11 protein-coding genes are annotated in these 16,613 nt (G+C 51.0%); 6 read left to right on the top strand and 5 right to left on the bottom strand.

Features of this window, described 5'->3' with window-relative positions; genetic code table 11:
* Positions 1-260: 260 nt before the first annotated feature.
* From BUA24_RS10665 to BUA24_RS10650, 4 genes are all read right to left on the bottom strand, one after another.
* The gene (locus BUA24_RS10665) at positions 261-1,343 is read right to left on the bottom strand and encodes a hypothetical protein (protein ID WP_072792350.1); all 1,083 of its coding nucleotides are present in this window, start codon (positions 1,341-1,343) and stop codon (positions 261-263) included.
* 796 nt (positions 1,344-2,139) lie between these two features.
* Positions 2,140-3,513: a HAMP domain-containing sensor histidine kinase gene (locus BUA24_RS10660; protein WP_178138806.1), complete on the bottom strand. Its 1,374-nt coding sequence runs from the start codon at positions 3,511-3,513 to the stop codon at positions 2,140-2,142.
* A gap of 32 nt (positions 3,514-3,545) precedes the next feature.
* Positions 3,546-4,220, bottom strand: coding sequence for a response regulator (locus BUA24_RS10655; RefSeq protein ID WP_072792346.1), 675 nt, complete (start codon positions 4,218-4,220; stop codon positions 3,546-3,548).
* Positions 4,221-4,307: 87 nt separating this feature from the next.
* On the bottom strand, positions 4,308-6,866 hold the full coding sequence (locus BUA24_RS10650; protein ID WP_143146528.1) for a M1 family metallopeptidase: 2,559 nt from the start codon (positions 6,864-6,866) through the stop codon (positions 4,308-4,310).
* A gap of 238 nt (positions 6,867-7,104) precedes the next feature.
* Between BUA24_RS10650 and BUA24_RS10645 the strand changes: the two genes are divergently transcribed.
* Together BUA24_RS10645 and zwf are read left to right on the top strand one after the other, a co-directional pair.
* A complete protein-coding gene (locus tag BUA24_RS10645) occupies positions 7,105-8,100 on the top strand; it encodes an adenosine kinase (protein WP_072792342.1) in 996 nt (331 codons plus the stop codon).
* Positions 8,101-8,260: 160 nt separating this feature from the next.
* Complete coding sequence (zwf, locus tag BUA24_RS10640) at positions 8,261-9,691, top strand: glucose-6-phosphate dehydrogenase (protein ID WP_084660440.1); 1,431 nt, start codon at positions 8,261-8,263, stop codon at positions 9,689-9,691.
* Between the two features lie 83 nt (positions 9,692-9,774).
* Here zwf and BUA24_RS10635 read toward each other — a convergent pair whose 3' ends face one another.
* The gene (locus BUA24_RS10635) at positions 9,775-10,353 is read right to left on the bottom strand and encodes a hypothetical protein (protein WP_072792340.1); all 579 of its coding nucleotides are present in this window, start codon (positions 10,351-10,353) and stop codon (positions 9,775-9,777) included.
* Between the two features lie 37 nt (positions 10,354-10,390).
* Between BUA24_RS10635 and BUA24_RS10630 the strand changes: the two genes are divergently transcribed.
* The 4 genes from BUA24_RS10630 (at position 10,391) to BUA24_RS10615 (ending at position 16,478) form a co-directional block, all read left to right on the top strand.
* The gene (locus tag BUA24_RS10630; protein WP_178138805.1) at positions 10,391-11,254 is read left to right on the top strand and encodes a glycerophosphodiester phosphodiesterase family protein; all 864 of its coding nucleotides are present in this window, start codon (positions 10,391-10,393) and stop codon (positions 11,252-11,254) included.
* Positions 11,255-11,306: 52 nt separating this feature from the next.
* Positions 11,307-12,350 carry a tRNA 2-thiouridine(34) synthase MnmA gene (gene mnmA, locus BUA24_RS10625; RefSeq protein ID WP_084660439.1) on the top strand — a complete coding sequence of 348 codons (1,044 nt, stop codon included), beginning with the start codon at positions 11,307-11,309 and terminating at the stop codon, positions 12,348-12,350.
* Between the two features lie 2 nt (positions 12,351-12,352).
* A complete protein-coding gene (gene ligA / locus BUA24_RS10620) occupies positions 12,353-14,398 on the top strand; it encodes an NAD-dependent DNA ligase LigA (RefSeq protein WP_072792336.1) in 2,046 nt (681 codons plus the stop codon).
* 85 nt (positions 14,399-14,483) lie between these two features.
* Positions 14,484-16,478 carry a Stk1 family PASTA domain-containing Ser/Thr kinase gene (locus BUA24_RS10615; RefSeq protein WP_072792334.1) on the top strand — a complete coding sequence of 665 codons (1,995 nt, stop codon included), beginning with the start codon at positions 14,484-14,486 and terminating at the stop codon, positions 16,476-16,478.
* The last annotated feature ends 135 nt before the right edge of the window (positions 16,479-16,613 follow it).

Raw genomic sequence — 16,613 nt, 5'->3', positions numbered from 1 at the left:
CAACAGGGCTATCTTTGCTCTGGTGACTTGAACAGCTGGAGCGCTAGCTTTGGCGATGACGGAGGTGAGGAACTCTTTATCCTCATCGCTCAACGTGACGACGTAGGTTGGTCTACGGCCGGTGCGCTTCTTAGACCCTTGTGAATCTTTCGCCGCTTGGGTTGCTCCTCGATATCTGCTTAGCTATTGTCATTGCCTTTTCCTCTAAAGAGTAGGTGTATAGTGGGTTCAACAGGGGCCGAAACTTGAAAATTCCTGTTTCACAGCGAAACTTTGGCTAGGGACACTAGCAACAAAGCTGCAATCGCTGCGGATAAGAGAACTGCGACTATGACGACCCCTTGGAGCGAGCGGGCAACCATTCCCTTAGATAGAGCTTGCGCAAAGGTGACAAAGGTGACTGCGCCTCTTGCAGTGGTGGCGCTTGCTAGGCGTATCGATCTGTTCCTGCCGACGATCCAAACTGCCCTTGATGCTATGACTCCAAAGACGACCACAAAAGCGACTTTCAGTGTGGAGGAGTTGAGGCTATGAAGCTTTAGACCTTGAGCTAGAAAGAAAACTGGGGCTGCAACTCTCTGTCCAAGGACTGTTGTAATCTTCTCTGTGCTGTTATGAAGCCGTGAGAAGAGGTGACGCCCCGTCGGTATCCCAAGAGATAGAGCAGCTAGTGGACCGATAAGCGTTAGTGGTGCGAGGTGGCGAAGCATGAAAAGGGCTACGACTGTTACACCCGACAGAACTAGAGCTTGATAACCATCCGAACGTGAGAGAGCTATGGTCGATGAAACCAAGGTGGCTGCTGCTACTAGCGCAACTACTTTATCTGGCGACAGAAGTAGTATTACCGCAAGACCTGCGAGGTCGTCTGATGCAGCGACCGAAAGTGCGAGGGGCGTGCCACCTCTGGTTGCGCCTCCCACCAAAGCAACAGAGGATGTCATAAATGCGATCGCCATTAAGAAAGCGGGTCGCAATCCGGTTCCGATCGCTACCAAAGAGGCAAAGACGAGCGCCAGGCTCAGTAGTGCTCCTAGTGGTAGTCTCTGCGAGAACTCTTTGGCCCAGAGACGAGTCTTACTAGTTCCTATCCTTAGCCCAACTGTGCCAAAGAGAACGGTTGTAGTTGCCCCAGATGTGTAGCTACTCATCTCTGGGAGTCGATGCCATATGCCCAGAGATGTTCCAACTGCAAGTGCGACAACGCTGGCAGGAAGCCTCAAAAACCGATGCGAAAGTACGCCAGTAACGACACCAAGCGCGACCAAGCCAATCGATATTTCTACAGTATTAGTTCCCGCCATCTCCATCAAAGTAGCGATAAGCGCTGGGGTTCCGGCCAAGCCTGCTCCTAGGTGGTTCTTCTCGACGCCTCACGCGTGTCCAATCTTTGTAAGTTTCTCATGTCTGGTAAGTGTCCGCTTGTAGCGAATCACACGACCCGATCTCGCCGATCGTCTCTTGCTTCGTGCCGTGGTCTACGGCCTATTGCTGGCCCGATCGTACCTGCGAGCTCCGTAGTTGCTGTCTAAGACACACAGAGTTGCCCGACGGAATCCACAAGCGATTGGTATATCGACGCTACTCACATGAGACAGCGTCCATTGGTCCGTCTCAGTGGTCAAGGGTGTCATAAAGGCACATGAATTTTGAGACTCCGTTGACATTGCGGAACTTATCAGCGCTGGAAAATCCGATAGTATCGTTGGACCGAACCCAAGCTATGAAGACGGACTCGTCGTGTGGGACGAGTCCGTTTAGGTATCGTTCCCGGTGCACCCTTCCTTGAGTGGGATCAAGCGAGTCTGAGCATGCTATTTCAAGAATTTCTTGATACACGACCCGCTGGGATGCGACATGTACTGCTCAGTTACCGACTGCGTCGCTGGGGTTAGCGTGACGCACGGGCGTCTTGAGGAAACCCTTCTTCTCTTTGCACTAATAGTGCATCTACCTTCTAGTCATGCGTTCCAGCGTATAGCCACGTGTATCAAGAGGGTCAGGCGCCAAAGTTGTGAGTGTGGTAACGGGAGATTCAAGCGACATACATCAGCCACACGATTGAGATGCGGCCTATAGATATGCGTATTCAGCACTTCAGTAGCCATAGGCTCCATCTCGCATATCTTTGCCGATCCTCTAATGGCTCTCCATGTCCGAAGAAAGACCTGTGCGGTTCTGAGTATTACTGTGATTTGTTGCATGCTCTGAGGTGGTTATGACCTTGGGCTCTCGTTTTCGTCTCTTGAAGCCTATTTCTTTGGGAAGAATAAGGCGAAAGTCAGAACCCTCGCCGACCTTTGAATCAACTTCAATTTTTCCGCCAAGGTTAAGAGCGGCTCTTTGAGCCAGAGAAAGACCAAGGCCCGATCCTCCGCTCTGGCGGTCCCGGGCGCTGTCGACTCGGTAAAGCCTATCGAAGATAAGTGGTAAGTGCTCTTTGGCTATACCAATACCGTTGTCCCGAACACCTATAACCACCTCGTGCTGGCCGCGCTCGTTTCCATAGAGAACTATCAGACCTTCCTTTGAGCCAATGTATCGAATCGCATTTGTCAGGAAGTTCTGCATCACCATGTCCAAGAGGTGCTTGTCTGTGACTAAGTTGAGCTTCGCAGGGCTTTCGACTCTTATAGTTGCTCGTTTTTCGGATGCCTGGGGTTTTAGTCTAAGGGCAAGTTCCTCAAGGTAGGATCGAACATTTATCTCTTCTGTGGTCTTTCGGTACAACATGTCCAAGGTGTCGAGGTTGCGTAGATCCTCAAGCAAGCTCCTGACTCTCTTTGTCTCCATCTCAATGATCTGCACAACCTCCTCTCTCTCCCTAGAGTCAGTTATCGTGCCATCAGAAAGAGCTAATGCGAAGCCCGATATCGAGTTGAGTGGAGTAGCGATCTCATGGGCAAGATCAGACAGAAATCGGCGCTTTGTCTCTTCAGACTCTTCAAGATGTTGGGCCATAAAGTCAAATGCCCTGGCCAACTTGGCGATCTCTTCTGGACCACCAGGACTGATTCTGGCAGATAGGTCACCTGAAGCTATTTTCTCGGCGGCGGTAACCACTTCGCCAATCGGTCCCCGAAGACTTCTAGTCAAAAGCGTCCCGGTCATGAGTCCAGCAAGGATTATTAGCAGCGCAAGCACCGCCGATACTACTGTTATCTCAGTAGATACAGAGGTAAGCGAACCTATCATTGAGTATACGGTTATGTGGTAGGGGCCGATGTTTTGCGATACCGATATCTCCTTCCCTGGAGGTAGCTTTGGAGAGGATATAAAGAAGGTCTGGCCTCCTTTTTGAACCACTATTCCATATGTGTCCTCGTTTGCTTCCGCTATTGAGTTCAAAAGAACTTTGGCATCTGGTTCGGTTAGGGTAGAGCGAATAGCAGAGGCGAGGTACTCCATCTTTGCCTGAGTACGATTCTCTTGAGCACTTTCCTCGATCACCGTCGCTATGAAGTACGAAAGTACAAGTCCCACAGCGGCCACCGTAAGGGTGGCTAAGAGCACTAAGTTCCTTACTGATCCTAACTTCTTGAGCATCACGTGTCTAGCCGATAGCCTATTCCACGAAGTGACTTGATGTTCAGTACATCACCTAGTTTCTTTCGAAGCGAGGCGATATGTACATCTACGGTCTTTTCGACGACATAAGATGTTCCCCACCCTGCCATCAACAGACTCTCTCGAGTAAAGACCTTGCCTGGATTGGTGGCAAATATCCAAAGAAGATCGAACTCTCTGCGGGACAGTTCGATCTCCTTGTTACCGACAAAGCATCTTCTTGCTGCGCGGTCTAAGTGTACGTCCCCGACGCTCACCGTGGAGCTGTGTGACCGGTCTCCCTTTGCTCTTCTGAGCTGTGCTCGAATCCGTGATAGAACCTCATTTGGGGAGTAGGGCTTTACAACATAGTCATCGGCACCGATCTCGAGACCTGCTACCTTCGCTGCCTCTTCACCTCGAGCGGTGAGCATTATTATCGGTATGTTCGATCGTGTCCGGATAGAGCGAACAAGGTCGTAACCGTCAGTGCCAGGTAACATCACGTCCACAAGAGCGAGGTCTGGACCGCTTTGGTCCAAGGCTTTCATCGCCTCGACGTAGTCACCGGCCTCGATAACGTCGTAGTCCTGCTTTAGAAGGTATGTCTTGATCAACTTCCGCTGGGATATCTCGTCGTCGACGACCAGTATCTTGTCTTTGGAGTTGTCCATGCTCTACCTCAGCTGCCTTGATTCTCGACTACTACGGGCTCACCCACATAGTCGCTCGTAAATGCTTAGATGTTACCCGCTTGTCTTCTATGACAACTCGTTAGCGAGGCGAGATCCGTAGTTCTCTCTGAGTCTGAGGTTGAGACGGTAACGCTCGAGTTGCTGGGCTATGTTCCTCTTTCCGCTGGGCATGGGGTTGTCAGCGAAGAACTGTTCGACCCTGCTTGCCAGAGGAGCTGACGTCTCCGTGCAGAGAAGAGGAACAGTCCTAAAGATCGAAGGCCGGGTTTTTTCAGGAAATCGAGCGCTCAGTTCAGCAAAGTTGTCGATTATGTAGGCGATTACCCGGTCGCCGGTGAAGGGGTTGGCGATAAGGTTCGCAAGCACGATAAAGGCATCTTGAATACGGATCTCTCCCTTGCACATCTCTGCCACTTTCAAAGACAATGTCGGCGACCTAAAGACGGTAACGGCGTAGAGATTGCGGAGTTTGTCCTGGGGATCCCTGGGGTTTCTGTATCTATCGAGCATGAATGCAAAGTCGCTGTCGTCTCCTTGGGTGGCGACCACACGCAGAGTAGCTGACGCAAGGTTGGGGGGGATAGGTGCAAGACCCGATATGTCCATCCGGAAAAGTTCGTTAGCTTTGGCGCCGATCTCCTTGTCGTTGGAGATTACCCCCAGTGCCTCGAAGGCTATCGCACGCGCAAGGGCTTGTTCCTCGGATTCCTCTTCGCTTTCTTCTGTTCCTAGCTCCAAGATGATCGGCGAGAAAAGCTCCCTGACAAGGGAGGAGACGGCTTCTTTTTGGTCGGAGTCTGCAATCCGATTCAACAGAGAGATGCTCGAGTAGATCAAGCGTAAGACGTTTGGATCTCGCTCGGTTGCGCTTGCTCGGAGGAGTGAGATGTAGTTCTTGAGAGTATCCCGCTCGGAAAGAACCAATGCCCATGAGTCGGAGATTAGGTTGAATCTCTCTGTAACTGAGTGCTGGCCATACCCCGAGATAGCTTTGTCACGCAGTTCACCTTTGTACATGGTTCGAAAAACGCCAAACCCGTCTGCGTTTACATAAACGTCTTCTATCCCACCTCCAACTTCAAGCTCCAGAGTGGGTCCTTGTAGTAGCACTGTATGTTCTTGTCCGTCTACTCTTACCTTTATCGGAACAAGCCAGGCCGAACCGATACTACCTTGTGGGTCATCACTGCGGTTTAGGTATCTGAAGGGTTCTTGGCTCAGTTGAATCCTGTTGTTCTCAAGAGATGCTGTAATAAGTGGGTGTCCTCCTTGAAACACCCAACTCCTCATCGTTTCGTTCATCGGCTCGCCGCTGGCCTCCTCGATACATGACCAAAGATCCGTGGTCTCGGCGTTAGAGAGCCGATAGCGGTCTAGGTATAGTGACACCCCGGCTCTGAATCGGTCCACTCCCAGGTATTCCTGGATCATTTTGAGGACGGAGGCGCCCTTTTCGTAAGTGAGCAGGTCAAACATCTCTTCAGCGTCGGATGGAGACATTACCGGATACTCTATTGGTCGGGTAGAGGGAAGAGCGTCTATATCCATGGCCTCAAGACGGCTAATTCCAAAGGAGTCCCACCTCTTCCAGCTAGGTCTGAAGGCGTTGCAAGCGACTAGCTCCATGTACGTGGCAAAGGCCTCATTTAGCCATATCCCGTTCCACCACTTCATAGTGGCCAGATCACCGAACCACATATGGGCTATCTCGTGGCATATCACGTCTGCAACTCTCTCGAGTTCTGCTTTTGAAGCAAGTCTTTGATCGACGAGCAGGAGGGCTTCCCTGAAAGTGACCGCTCCAAGGTTCTCCATCGCTCCTGCACCGAAGTCGGGGATCGCTATGAGGTCAAGTTTCGGAGCTGGATAGGGTATCTCAAACCAATCCTCAAAGAACTTGACTGCGTGCAGGGCTACGTCGTAGGCAAACTCACTAAGTTCGTGCGAGCCTTCGATAGAGAGGACTCGGACCGGCACTCCTGAGGTAGTTGTCTCAACTTTGGGAGAGCGGAAAGGTCCCACGATAAAGGCGACCAAATACGTGGAGATAGGCATCGTCTCTTCGAAAGTGATGCGCTTTTCTGTGGGTGAAACTTCTTCTACTAAGGAGACTGGGTAGTTTGATATCGCCTCGAGATGCCTTGGAACCACAAGGTGAATCTTGAACGTAGCCTTTAGATCTGGCTCGTCGAAACAGGGGAAGGCCTTCCTGGCATCCGTAGATTCAAATTGTGTTGTGGCGATATAGCGGGTTTCTCCCGAGGCGTCTTGGTAAGAGGAGCGGTAAAAGCCGGCGAGGTCGTCTTTCAGTTCCCCGCTGAAGGCTATGTCGACGACCGTTGTCCCAGCATCTATTACAGTGCTTGCTTGTAGGGTTAGAATCTCGTGTTCGTTGTCGTGCGCTACTTGAAGCACTTGTTCGTTACCGTCGCCGCCTCTCACAGAGGCTGAGGTTACCGTTAGGTCCTTTGCGTTTAGTTCTATCACGGAGGTAGGGGTAGGAACCTGAAGAGTTATGGACACCGTCCCCTCGAACGTGAAGTCGTCGAGGTTTGGCTTGATTTCAAGGTCGTATGACTTTGGGATTGCGGTGGGCGAAAGCCGATACATGTTGTTATCTCTCACTCTCGGTATGCTAATTCAGCGTTGCCGCCTCTGTGGCACAGATAGTGCATATTTTCTTTGAAAGTAAAGTTGCATTAGCTTCCAAGAGATTTGCTGGTGCGTTTCAGACTTGGATTGTCGCAGACGCATTGAAATCCACGGATAATTCTTTTTCAGCTACGTGGTCTCAATGAAGCTTACTTTCAGGGGCATCTCCTAAAGTGATCGTTATTGGATTTGCACTTGTGAAAGGAAATCTGTGGAGGAGTTCGAGGTCGCCTGTCTGGGATCTGCCATAGTAGATGTCTTCATTGAGGCATCAGATGACGATCTAAGACGGTTGGGGCTTGCCCGATCGTCTATGACCTTAGTGGGCAGGGAGGTCGCCATGGAGGTAGCGACTCTTCATGTGGCCAAAGAGGTCAAAAGTGGCGGCTCAGCTGCAAACACCGCAGCAGCTCTTGCAAACCTTGGAGTAAGTACTACATTTTGTGGTCTCTTTGACAACGATGAACTCGGAGAACGTTTCTCGCAGGAGATGAGAGAGGCCGGGGTGTCTGTCTTTAGGGAGTTCGAGTCACCCAATCTCGGAACGGGGAGGTGCCTCGTTTTTGTTACAGATGACGGCGAAAGAACCATGGCCACCTACTTGGGTTCCGCTTCAGCGATCAACGGTGCGATTGTTGAGACCTACCTCGAAAGACCTGCAAAGGTGCTGTATGTGGAGGGATACTTGCTGGAAGTCGCCTCCGTCTTTGAGACGCTCAGACACCTTGCCCCTGACCTTAGGAGGAGAGGAGTAAAAGTAGTACTTTCTCTATCGGACCGCTACCTGGTGGAGAGGATCTTTGGGAGTCTCCTTGACCTTCTAAAGGTTGGGGTTATCACGAACTTGCTTGGCAACGAAGGAGAGTTTGAGGCTCTTATGGGTGTATCCGACGTGAGAGCCGTGGCGGAAACCTTTCTCAAAGATGGCTTTGAAGGAGCGATCACTTGTGGGGGGGAGGGGGTAATAGGCTTTGGAAACGGCGAGATCGTTGAGGTTCCCGCCGATACCTCCGGTCCGGTTGTGGACACTACCGGTGCCGGAGATCTATTTGCATCTGGCTACCTATATGGGTTGGTGAGAGGAAAGGGACTAAGGTCGGCTTGTGAGATAGGAGTGGCGTGCGCAACAGAGGTTATCTCTCACTTTGGTGCGCGACCCGAGCGGTCACTGATTGATCTGATTGAGCCGTACCTTGGAAGTGTTTAGGTCGCGGGAAGTCTCTCCGAAACTAAGGTGTTGAAAGAAGTGGAGTGATGGCTCTAGTGGTTTGGGTTCTTTGTGGCTAGGTCACAACTGTGTTCGTTTTAGTGCTCTAAGAGGCAAAGTGGTCTAAACCGGAGTCGAACGGTCCTCGTGGAGGTGCACCTTGTCAGATGTAATAGATGAAGTAACCGAGTCCCAAGTAAGCAGTTCTGGCTTCGATGGTCGAAGAAGGGCTGTGTTCGTGCTCTTTGGAGCATCCGGCGATCTCTCCCGAAAGATGTTGTTACCTGCTCTATACCTAATCAGGGCGGCAAAGGAGGTTCGACTAAGCGTCATCGGAGTCTCTTCAACCCCCTTTACCAACGAGGAGTTTCGGGATCTCGCCAAGAAGGCGATCTATCAGTCCCAAGGTGAAAACGTACAAGATGAGGTGCTGGCGGATTTTCTGAGCGATTTGCGATATCAGGCAGGCGATTACAACAATAAAGACACCTTTGAACATCTAAGACGTCATATCAGCGAAGACGAAGACGTTCTCTTTTATCTAGCTATTCCACCTTCTATGTTCGAAAAGGTCTGTACCTCACTTGAGGAAGTTGGCCTTACGGCGAGAGGAAAATTGATCGTCGAAAAGCCTCTCGGTAGAGACTACGCATCGGCGGTCGAGCTAAATAACTGCTTGACGGCGGTTTTCCCAGACTCATCGATCTTCCGTATCGACCACTTCCTTGGGAAAGAAGCTATCCAAAATCTAATGGTTTTCAGGTTTGCTAACGCCGTCTTGGAGCCACTTTGGAATCGTACTTATGTCAATAAAGTGACGATCACGTTGGCAGAGGACTTTGGCGTAGAGGGGCGGGGAGCTTTCTACGACTCAGTCGGTGCTATCAGGGACGTGTTTCAAAACCACCTCCTCCAGCTACTGTGCCTTTTGGCGATGGAGCCTCCTATCGACATGGACTCCCGATCCATCTCAGATGAAAAGCTTAAAGTACTAAGGGCTATGCCCGAGATCTCTCCTGACGACGTCGTTGTGGGCAGGTATAAAGGCTATCTGTATGAAAAAGGCGTCGATGCTGAGTCCAAGACCCCAACTTTTTTTGCGCTTCGGTGTTACATCGAATCCTGGCGCTGGAGTGGTGTTCCGTTTCTTGTCAGATCCGGTAAGAATATGGCCGAGACGGTCACTGAGGCCGTTGTTGAGTTCAAAGTACCTCCCCAAAACCTGTTCTCACGTGAAAGTACCGAGGAGCTTGAACCTAACAAGTTTGTCTTTAGATTCAAGCCCGATGGAAAGATAGCCCTGAGGGTGCTTTCCAAGCAACCCGGGTCTCACATGACTCCGCATCCTGTAGAGTTGACGATCTCTGAGAGTGAAGAGTTGCCGAACCAAGGGGCCGATAGTTATGCACGTCTGATCGAGGACGCAGTCGCCGGAGACCACTCACGCTTCGCGACGCAGGAGTCGGTGCTTGAGTCGTGGAGGATCGTCGATCGCATCTTGGAGATCGAGGACGTATATACCTACCCACCGGGGAGTTGGGGACCGGCGAAGGCGGATACTTTATTCAGGGAGACGAATCCAAAGAGGTAATAAAAACAATGCCTGGATAAAGTGCTAACTCGGCTTCGCAGTAAAGTCAGAGTTTCAAAACAGCGGACGTCGCTTTTGAGCGGTCATCGGGTGAGCTTTAGATCTGAGACCCTGACAAGCAAAGACGCAATCCATGCACCGAAGGGTTCGAGTTCGCGCTCAAGTGCTGTTTGGTCTTCGACGAGGTTCTCGTCTATGTGCAAGGTAGCATCGTAGACAAACTCGATCGAGTTTTCTTTTTCCTTGGAGTTAGGTTCGTAACTAGTCTCTTCAGATATTGACGTAAGTTCAAAGCGCGTCGCGAACATGGTGGGTGACGATGCTGGAAGTGAAGATGTATATTCGTTCAGTTCAAGAGGATTTTTTCTGTGCTGAGCCCTTATTGCTACCTCGACGTTTATGTCCGCACCTTCTTCAAAGCCCTCTCCTAAGGTCCATGACCTAAAGTTACTCTGGCTCCAAGTGGGCCATTCAAGCGATATGTCGGCTCTCACTGTAGGTGGGTTGTCCTCCCCTGGGAGAGAGTAAGATGTTTCAAAGCTTATGTCGCCAAGCCAAACATCTATCTGGAAACGCTCCTCCACACCAGCTTTTTCGAGCATAGAACTCTCAAGAGAGGACTTTAGGTTGGCAACAAAATCGAGAAGTATATGATCAAGCATTTCCTGAAAGGATAGTTTACTAACTAGGGTATTAATGATGTCTAATCCGTGGATCAGCAGAAGAGTTTTATGTTATGCACATAGAGGGGGTGCCCTAGAGGCTCCATCCTCAACTGTCTTTGCGGTTGAAAGGGCGATTTTTGCGGGCGCCAGCGCCATCGAGATCGATGTGCATCCAACCAAAGACTTGGAGGCTGTATGCCTGCATGACGACTCTGTAGAGAGGACTACCGACGGATCCGGTAACGTTAGGGACCTGACGCTTGAAGAGATTAGAGGTCTCGATGCGGCTTACTACTTTGGAAACAATGATTCAGAAGAAGATCATCAGTTGTCAGAGGATGCCTACCCCTACAGGGGTCTTGCAAAGGAAGATCCAAAGTTTCGGGTCCCGACACTCAAAGAGGTTGTTGAGGCTGCGAAGAACACATTCTTAAACATCGATATCAAGGAAGACTTAGGATCCGAAGCTGAGTTTGAGGCTAAGGTTGTAAGTGAGATAGTAGAGAGGGATCTAATAGATTCAACTATCTTTGCCTCGTTTTTGCAGGCCCCACTTGACAGGATTAGAGACCAGTTCCCTGAACTCTACACCGCTGCCTCCCCTGAAGAGGCACTGCACTTTTACAACGACTTTTTAGCTGATAGACATCGGCCAGAGACACTTCCCCTTCCTTATGTGGCGCTACAGATACCGGGCTCTTACGGTGGTATTGAGTATCTTGACGCTTCTTTCGTCGAGTTTGCTCATGACTGCGGAGTTGCTGTGCATGTATGGACCATCAATGAGAGATCTCAGATGGAACACTTGGTCGAAGTTGGTGTCGACGGCATTATTACCGATCGTTCAAGTATCTGTGCGACAACGCTTTCAGATCTAAAGGTAGCGTATCAGCCTTGAGCCTCTTTAGCCCTTCTTTCACGTCGGTTAGCGACTTCTTTGGTGGATCGATATGGCTAAGGTGATGGTCGCTATGTCTGGCGGGGTGGATTCATCGGTGGCGGCTGGACTTTTGGTGGAACAGGGCCATGAGGTTGTGGGTGCGACCTTGAAACTTTGGGGTGGAACCTCGGACTCAGGATGTTGCTCTGTATCTGACGTCGAGGACGCACGGCGAGTTGCAACCCAGATCGGTATCAAACACTTCGTCTTTAACTTCACTGAGGAGTTTGAAGCGAAGGTGGTCGACCCTTACGTAACCTCCCACAGTCGGGGCGAGACCCCCAACCCTTGTGCGGAGTGCAACCGCCACATAAAATTTGACCTGCTCCTTGAGCGGGCGGTCCGTCTGGGATTTGACTACCTCGCTACAGGACACTACGCAAGAGTCGTTGACCATCGTGGAAAGATCCACTTGGCCCGAGGTGTTGACAGGGCTAAGGATCAGTCTTATGTGCTCTCGATGCTAAAGAGTTGGCAGATCAAGCGCCTCATGCTCCCGGTTGGTGAGTACCCAAAGACTCAAGTCAGGGAGATCGCAAGAGGATTTGGATTTCGCAATGCGGACAAAGGTGACTCGCTTGAGGTATGTTTTATCACAAAGACGCAAGGGCGTGTAAACTTCCTAGGCGAGCGAATTCCCCTAAGGCGTGCCAAGGTTGTGGATGCCTCAACTAGGAACGAGCTGGACATGGACCTAATCTTTGAGACCGTGACCGTTGGTCAGCGTAAGGGTGTAGGTACTTTAGGGGACGCTAAGCGGCACTACGTGATCGACAAGGACGCTACGAGTGCAACGGTGGTTCTTGGAGCAGAACGTGACCTGTATGTAAGGAGTCAACGCATCCATAACGCAGTGTTTGCCAGCGGCGAAGCTGGTCCTAGTCCCGAACATGAGATCTTGGTTCAAGGTGCTGCGCATGGCACAGCTGTTCCAGCGTATCTTGATCGTGACACCATTAGGTATCTCCAGCCCAGGAGAAGAGTTGCACCGGGACAGCTTCTTGCGTTCTACGACGACGATGTTGTCCTTGGTTCCGCCTTAGTCAAGGAGTAGAGGTGGACGACCAGGTAGCGGCTGCGAAGCGGATCGAGGAGCTACGAAGGCTGATAGAGGAGGCTAACGAGGCGTACTACGTCAAGGACTCTCCCACTATCTCAGACTTCGACTACGACAACATGATGCGGGAACTTAGGAGTCTCGAAGAGAACTTTCCTGGTCTAGTGACGGCAGACTCCCCAACCCAGAGAGTAGGAGGCTCTCTAAGTCGACTTTTTTCTCCCGTGAGACATAGATCTCAGATGATGAGTCTCGACAACGTCTTCAGCAAAGAAGAGTTACAAGAGTGGTTCCAGCGAGTAAGACGCATGTTGATTCAGGCTGGGAATAGCTCAGAGTCCATAGAGTTCGTCCTTGAACCAAAGATAGATGGTTTGGCGATATCGTTGCTTTACCAAGACGGACTGCTTACGCGTGCAGCTACTCGGGGGGACGGAGTGGTAGGGGAAGACGTGACTGCGAACGTTGAGACTATCTCCGAGATTCCCAAGAAGCTCCCCGCTTCAGCAGGAGAGATATCGTTATTGGAGGTAAGGGGGGAGGTATATATGTCGATTAAATCTTTCGAGGCACTGAATCTTCAGCAGCTAGCCCAGGGGAGGCCAGTATTTGCTAATCCGAGAAACTCTGCGGCAGGCTCATTGAGACAGAAAGACCCTAACATCACCGCCTCCCGCTCTTTGAGCTTTTGGTCTTATCAGTTGGGGGAGATTGAAGGAGGACCGACTCTCGTTACTCACATGGAGACACTCAATCTGCTGAGGGAGCTCGGGTTTCCAGTTAATCCGCTAATCAAGACGGCCTCAAACGAGGCTCTGATAGAGGCGGAGATAGAGAGGCTGAACCTCCGGCGCCATGATCTTCCCTATGAGATTGACGGTGCCGTTGTAAAGGTAAACGACCTTAGGCTAAGAGAGATTCTAGGTACAACGACGAGGGCTCCCAGGTGGGCAATCGCTTACAAGTTCCCGCCCGAGGAACGGGTGACGTTGCTCAAAGATATTATGGTCTCGATCGGAAAGTCGGGCAAAGCAACGCCGTTCGCAGTTCTTGAGCCTGTCTTTGTTGGAGGGTCTACGGTGTCGATGGCAACCCTACACAACGAGGATCAGGTGCGCTTCAAAGACGTTAGACCGTCGGACCACGTGGTTGTACGAAAAGCCGGAGACGTTATCCCAGAGGTAGTCGGTCCGGTGCTGGATCTAAGGCCCAAAGACTCAAAACCCTGGAATTTCCCTAAGGTATGTCCCAGTTGCGGAGGACCTTTAGTGCGCGATCTGGGAGAGTCGGATCACTTTTGTGTGAACTACTTATGTCCAGCTCAGACGGTTCAAAGGGTTGCCTTTTTTGCGTCACGTGAGGCTATGGATATCGAAGGTTTAGGTGAACAGAGGGTGCAGCAACTAGTGGAGCGATCTTTAGTGAGGGATCCTTCTGACTTATATCGACTAACCAAGGAGGATCTGCTTGGTCTGGACAAGTTCAAAGAGCTCTCTGCAACGAAACTGCTGACTGCTATAGAAAACTCAAAGACTCAACCGCTGTATCGGGTAATCGTGGGCCTGGCGATTCGCCATGTCGGGGCGACGGCGGCGACGAAGGTGGCGAATGTAGTAGGTACTTTAGAGGGGCTCTTGCAGGTGGACTCCGAGTCGCTCTCCAGGGTTGATGGTCTTGGCGAGGTTATAGCGAACTCCGTGGTTAGGTATGTAACGGACCCCGTGACTAAGGGGCTAATACAGTCCTTGATTGAAGTAGGGGTTGGACTAAGTAAGAGTGTTTCGGATGAAGAAGAGATCTATCCTCAGAGCCTGGCAGGGATGTCTTTCGTTGTCACGGGCACTCTGTCGGGATTTACGAGAGAGGAAGCAGAAAGGGCTATCATCAAAAGAGGAGGTAAGGTTTCGTCCTCCCCATCCTCAAAGACCAGTTATCTGATAGTCGGGGCAAATCCAGGTGCGTCGAAGCTGACTAAGGCTGAGAGGTTAGGGGTTGGTATCATCGGAGAAGGCGAGTTCTTATCTTTGCTGAAAGAAAGCCGATAATAGACTATGTAATGGTCGGACCGAGACAACGCGTAAGGTGAAGTAACTGAGTGGCGTAAATGGAGTAGGAGAAAAGCTAGGTCTGGTGCTTGGTGGCAGGTACAAGCTGCTTGCCTCGATAGGACATGGCGCCTCCGGAGATGTCTACTTAGCCGTCGACTCCAATCTGTCTAGAGCAGTGGCCATCAAACTTCTGCACTCCCAGCTCGCATCTGACAGGGTATTCCTGCAGCGTTTTCGAGCTGAAGCTAAAGCTGCGGCTGCACTGTCTAATCCATCGATCATGTCGGTCTACGATTGGGGTGAATCTCTCACCGGTCCCTACTTGGTGGTGGAACTCCTAAGCGGTGGATCTTTACGCGAACATCTTTCCTCGGGGTTTAAGCCTAGCCCGTCACAGGTTGTACAGATAGCCCTCCAATGTGTCTCTGGACTTAGGTATGCACATAAATATAGCTATATTCACAGGGACCTCAAACCTGCAAACTTGATCTTTGATGAGGGTGGCCACATAAAGATCGCCGACTTTGGACTAGCGCGTACACTGGCGGAGCCGAGTTGGAGCGAACCTAAGGGAGTTCTGTTGGGCACGGCAAAGTACGCATCACCTGAACAGGCAAATGGAGAAACAGCACTAAAACAAAGCGATATATACTCACTTGGACTGATCCTTTACGAGATGGTTGCAGGAACGCTTCCATTTGACGGCAAAGATACCTTTGAGATCCTTCGAGCCCGTCTAAAAGGTGATGTAGAGCCCCCCGATGGCTCCGGAGTTCTTGAACCAATACTAAGAAGGTCGTTACGTCGAGACCCGATGGAGCGTTACGACGCCGAGGAGCTCTTGGCAGAACTGTTGGTACTGTCTAGATCCTTGGAGCCTGCCGAACCAATAGTCCCGCTTCACAGGGAAGAGTACAAAGCTCTCAGAGAGAGAGGGACTCCAATATCTCCAGTAATAGATATCGATGACGGAGATACACAGTTGGCAGGGAGTGTTGGGTTTCCTTCCCGAGATCTCAAGGGTGAGGTGCCTACAGTCTACGACGGAGAGCTCGACGTCTCAACAACAACCTTCGCTCTAGGTAGCGATAGCATCTCGACGATGACAGTGGTCGACGGTTCGATCGATGTTGCTGGTGATCTTAGTTCCTCGGGGATAAAAGAACAAGCAAGACGGTCCAAAGGCAGGTCTCTAAGGGGTTGGCGAGGACTTGTCATGTGGATCGTTGTAACGGTCTTTCTCTCGGCGGCGACCTTTGCAGCGGCTTCGTTGTACCAGAGTGCCACGAGCGCTACTGTCCCCTCCGTGATGGGGTTGACTCCGCCACAGGCCACTTCTGCGATCGCAAAGGTGGGACTTAAGGCGCTGGTGTCTGGTAAGGCGTACTCTCCTACGGTGCCGATAGGGCTTGTTCTATCGGAGTTTCCAAAGCCCGGATCAAAGATCTCTAAAAACGTAGAGGTCGATCTTACGCTTTCTGCAGGTCCAGCTCCGGTTCCGGTACCAGGTGTCGTAGGCGCTACGCAGGCAACTGCAGAGCAAGAGATAACAGCTGATCACTTGCACTTTATTGTCCAAAGTGCCTACTCCTCCACAGTCAAAAGCGGGGACGTCATATCGACGACCCCAGCTCCGCAACGTCTTGCACCTTATGGATCTAACGTGACATTAGTTGTTTCAAAAGGTCCGGCCCCAGTTGCGGTACCTAACGTGGTTGGCGAGTCGCAACAAGCTGCTACCTCTGCATTAACGGCAGATCAACTATCTATTAGTTCTACGACTGCTTACTCAAACACCGTTCCAACCGGAGAGATTATCTCACAAGGGGTGGCTCCCGGTGCAATGGTATTGCCTGGTACAACCGTTCCAGTGGTGGTTTCGTTGGGTCCACAGTATGTGACGGTACCAAACGTATTAGATGATACGTTATCCCAGGCGCAACAGGCGCTGCAAGGTGCTGGGCTTCAAGTTGGGAACGTTTATGGACCCAAGAACGCCAAGGTAGTCATCTTTACCAACCCAACCCTTGGTACCCAGGTACTCTATGGAAGCTCAGTAGATCTGTATATGGCGTAAAGCGGCTCTTCGGAAATAAGCGGTAATCCGGTGCCAAGATCGACCAGGAATCGGTTTGTTGTTGAGCGTTCTTGGGTGTATGGCCAGATTGAAGCCGTCATTTTGAGAGGTCTAGGCTACACAACCTATGAACGG

It is taken from the genome of Ferrithrix thermotolerans DSM 19514 (assembly GCF_900128965.1).
Classification (GTDB): domain Bacteria; phylum Actinomycetota; class Acidimicrobiia; order Acidimicrobiales; family Acidimicrobiaceae; genus Ferrithrix; species Ferrithrix thermotolerans.
This window is presented reverse-complemented; position numbering and strand designations above follow the sequence as displayed.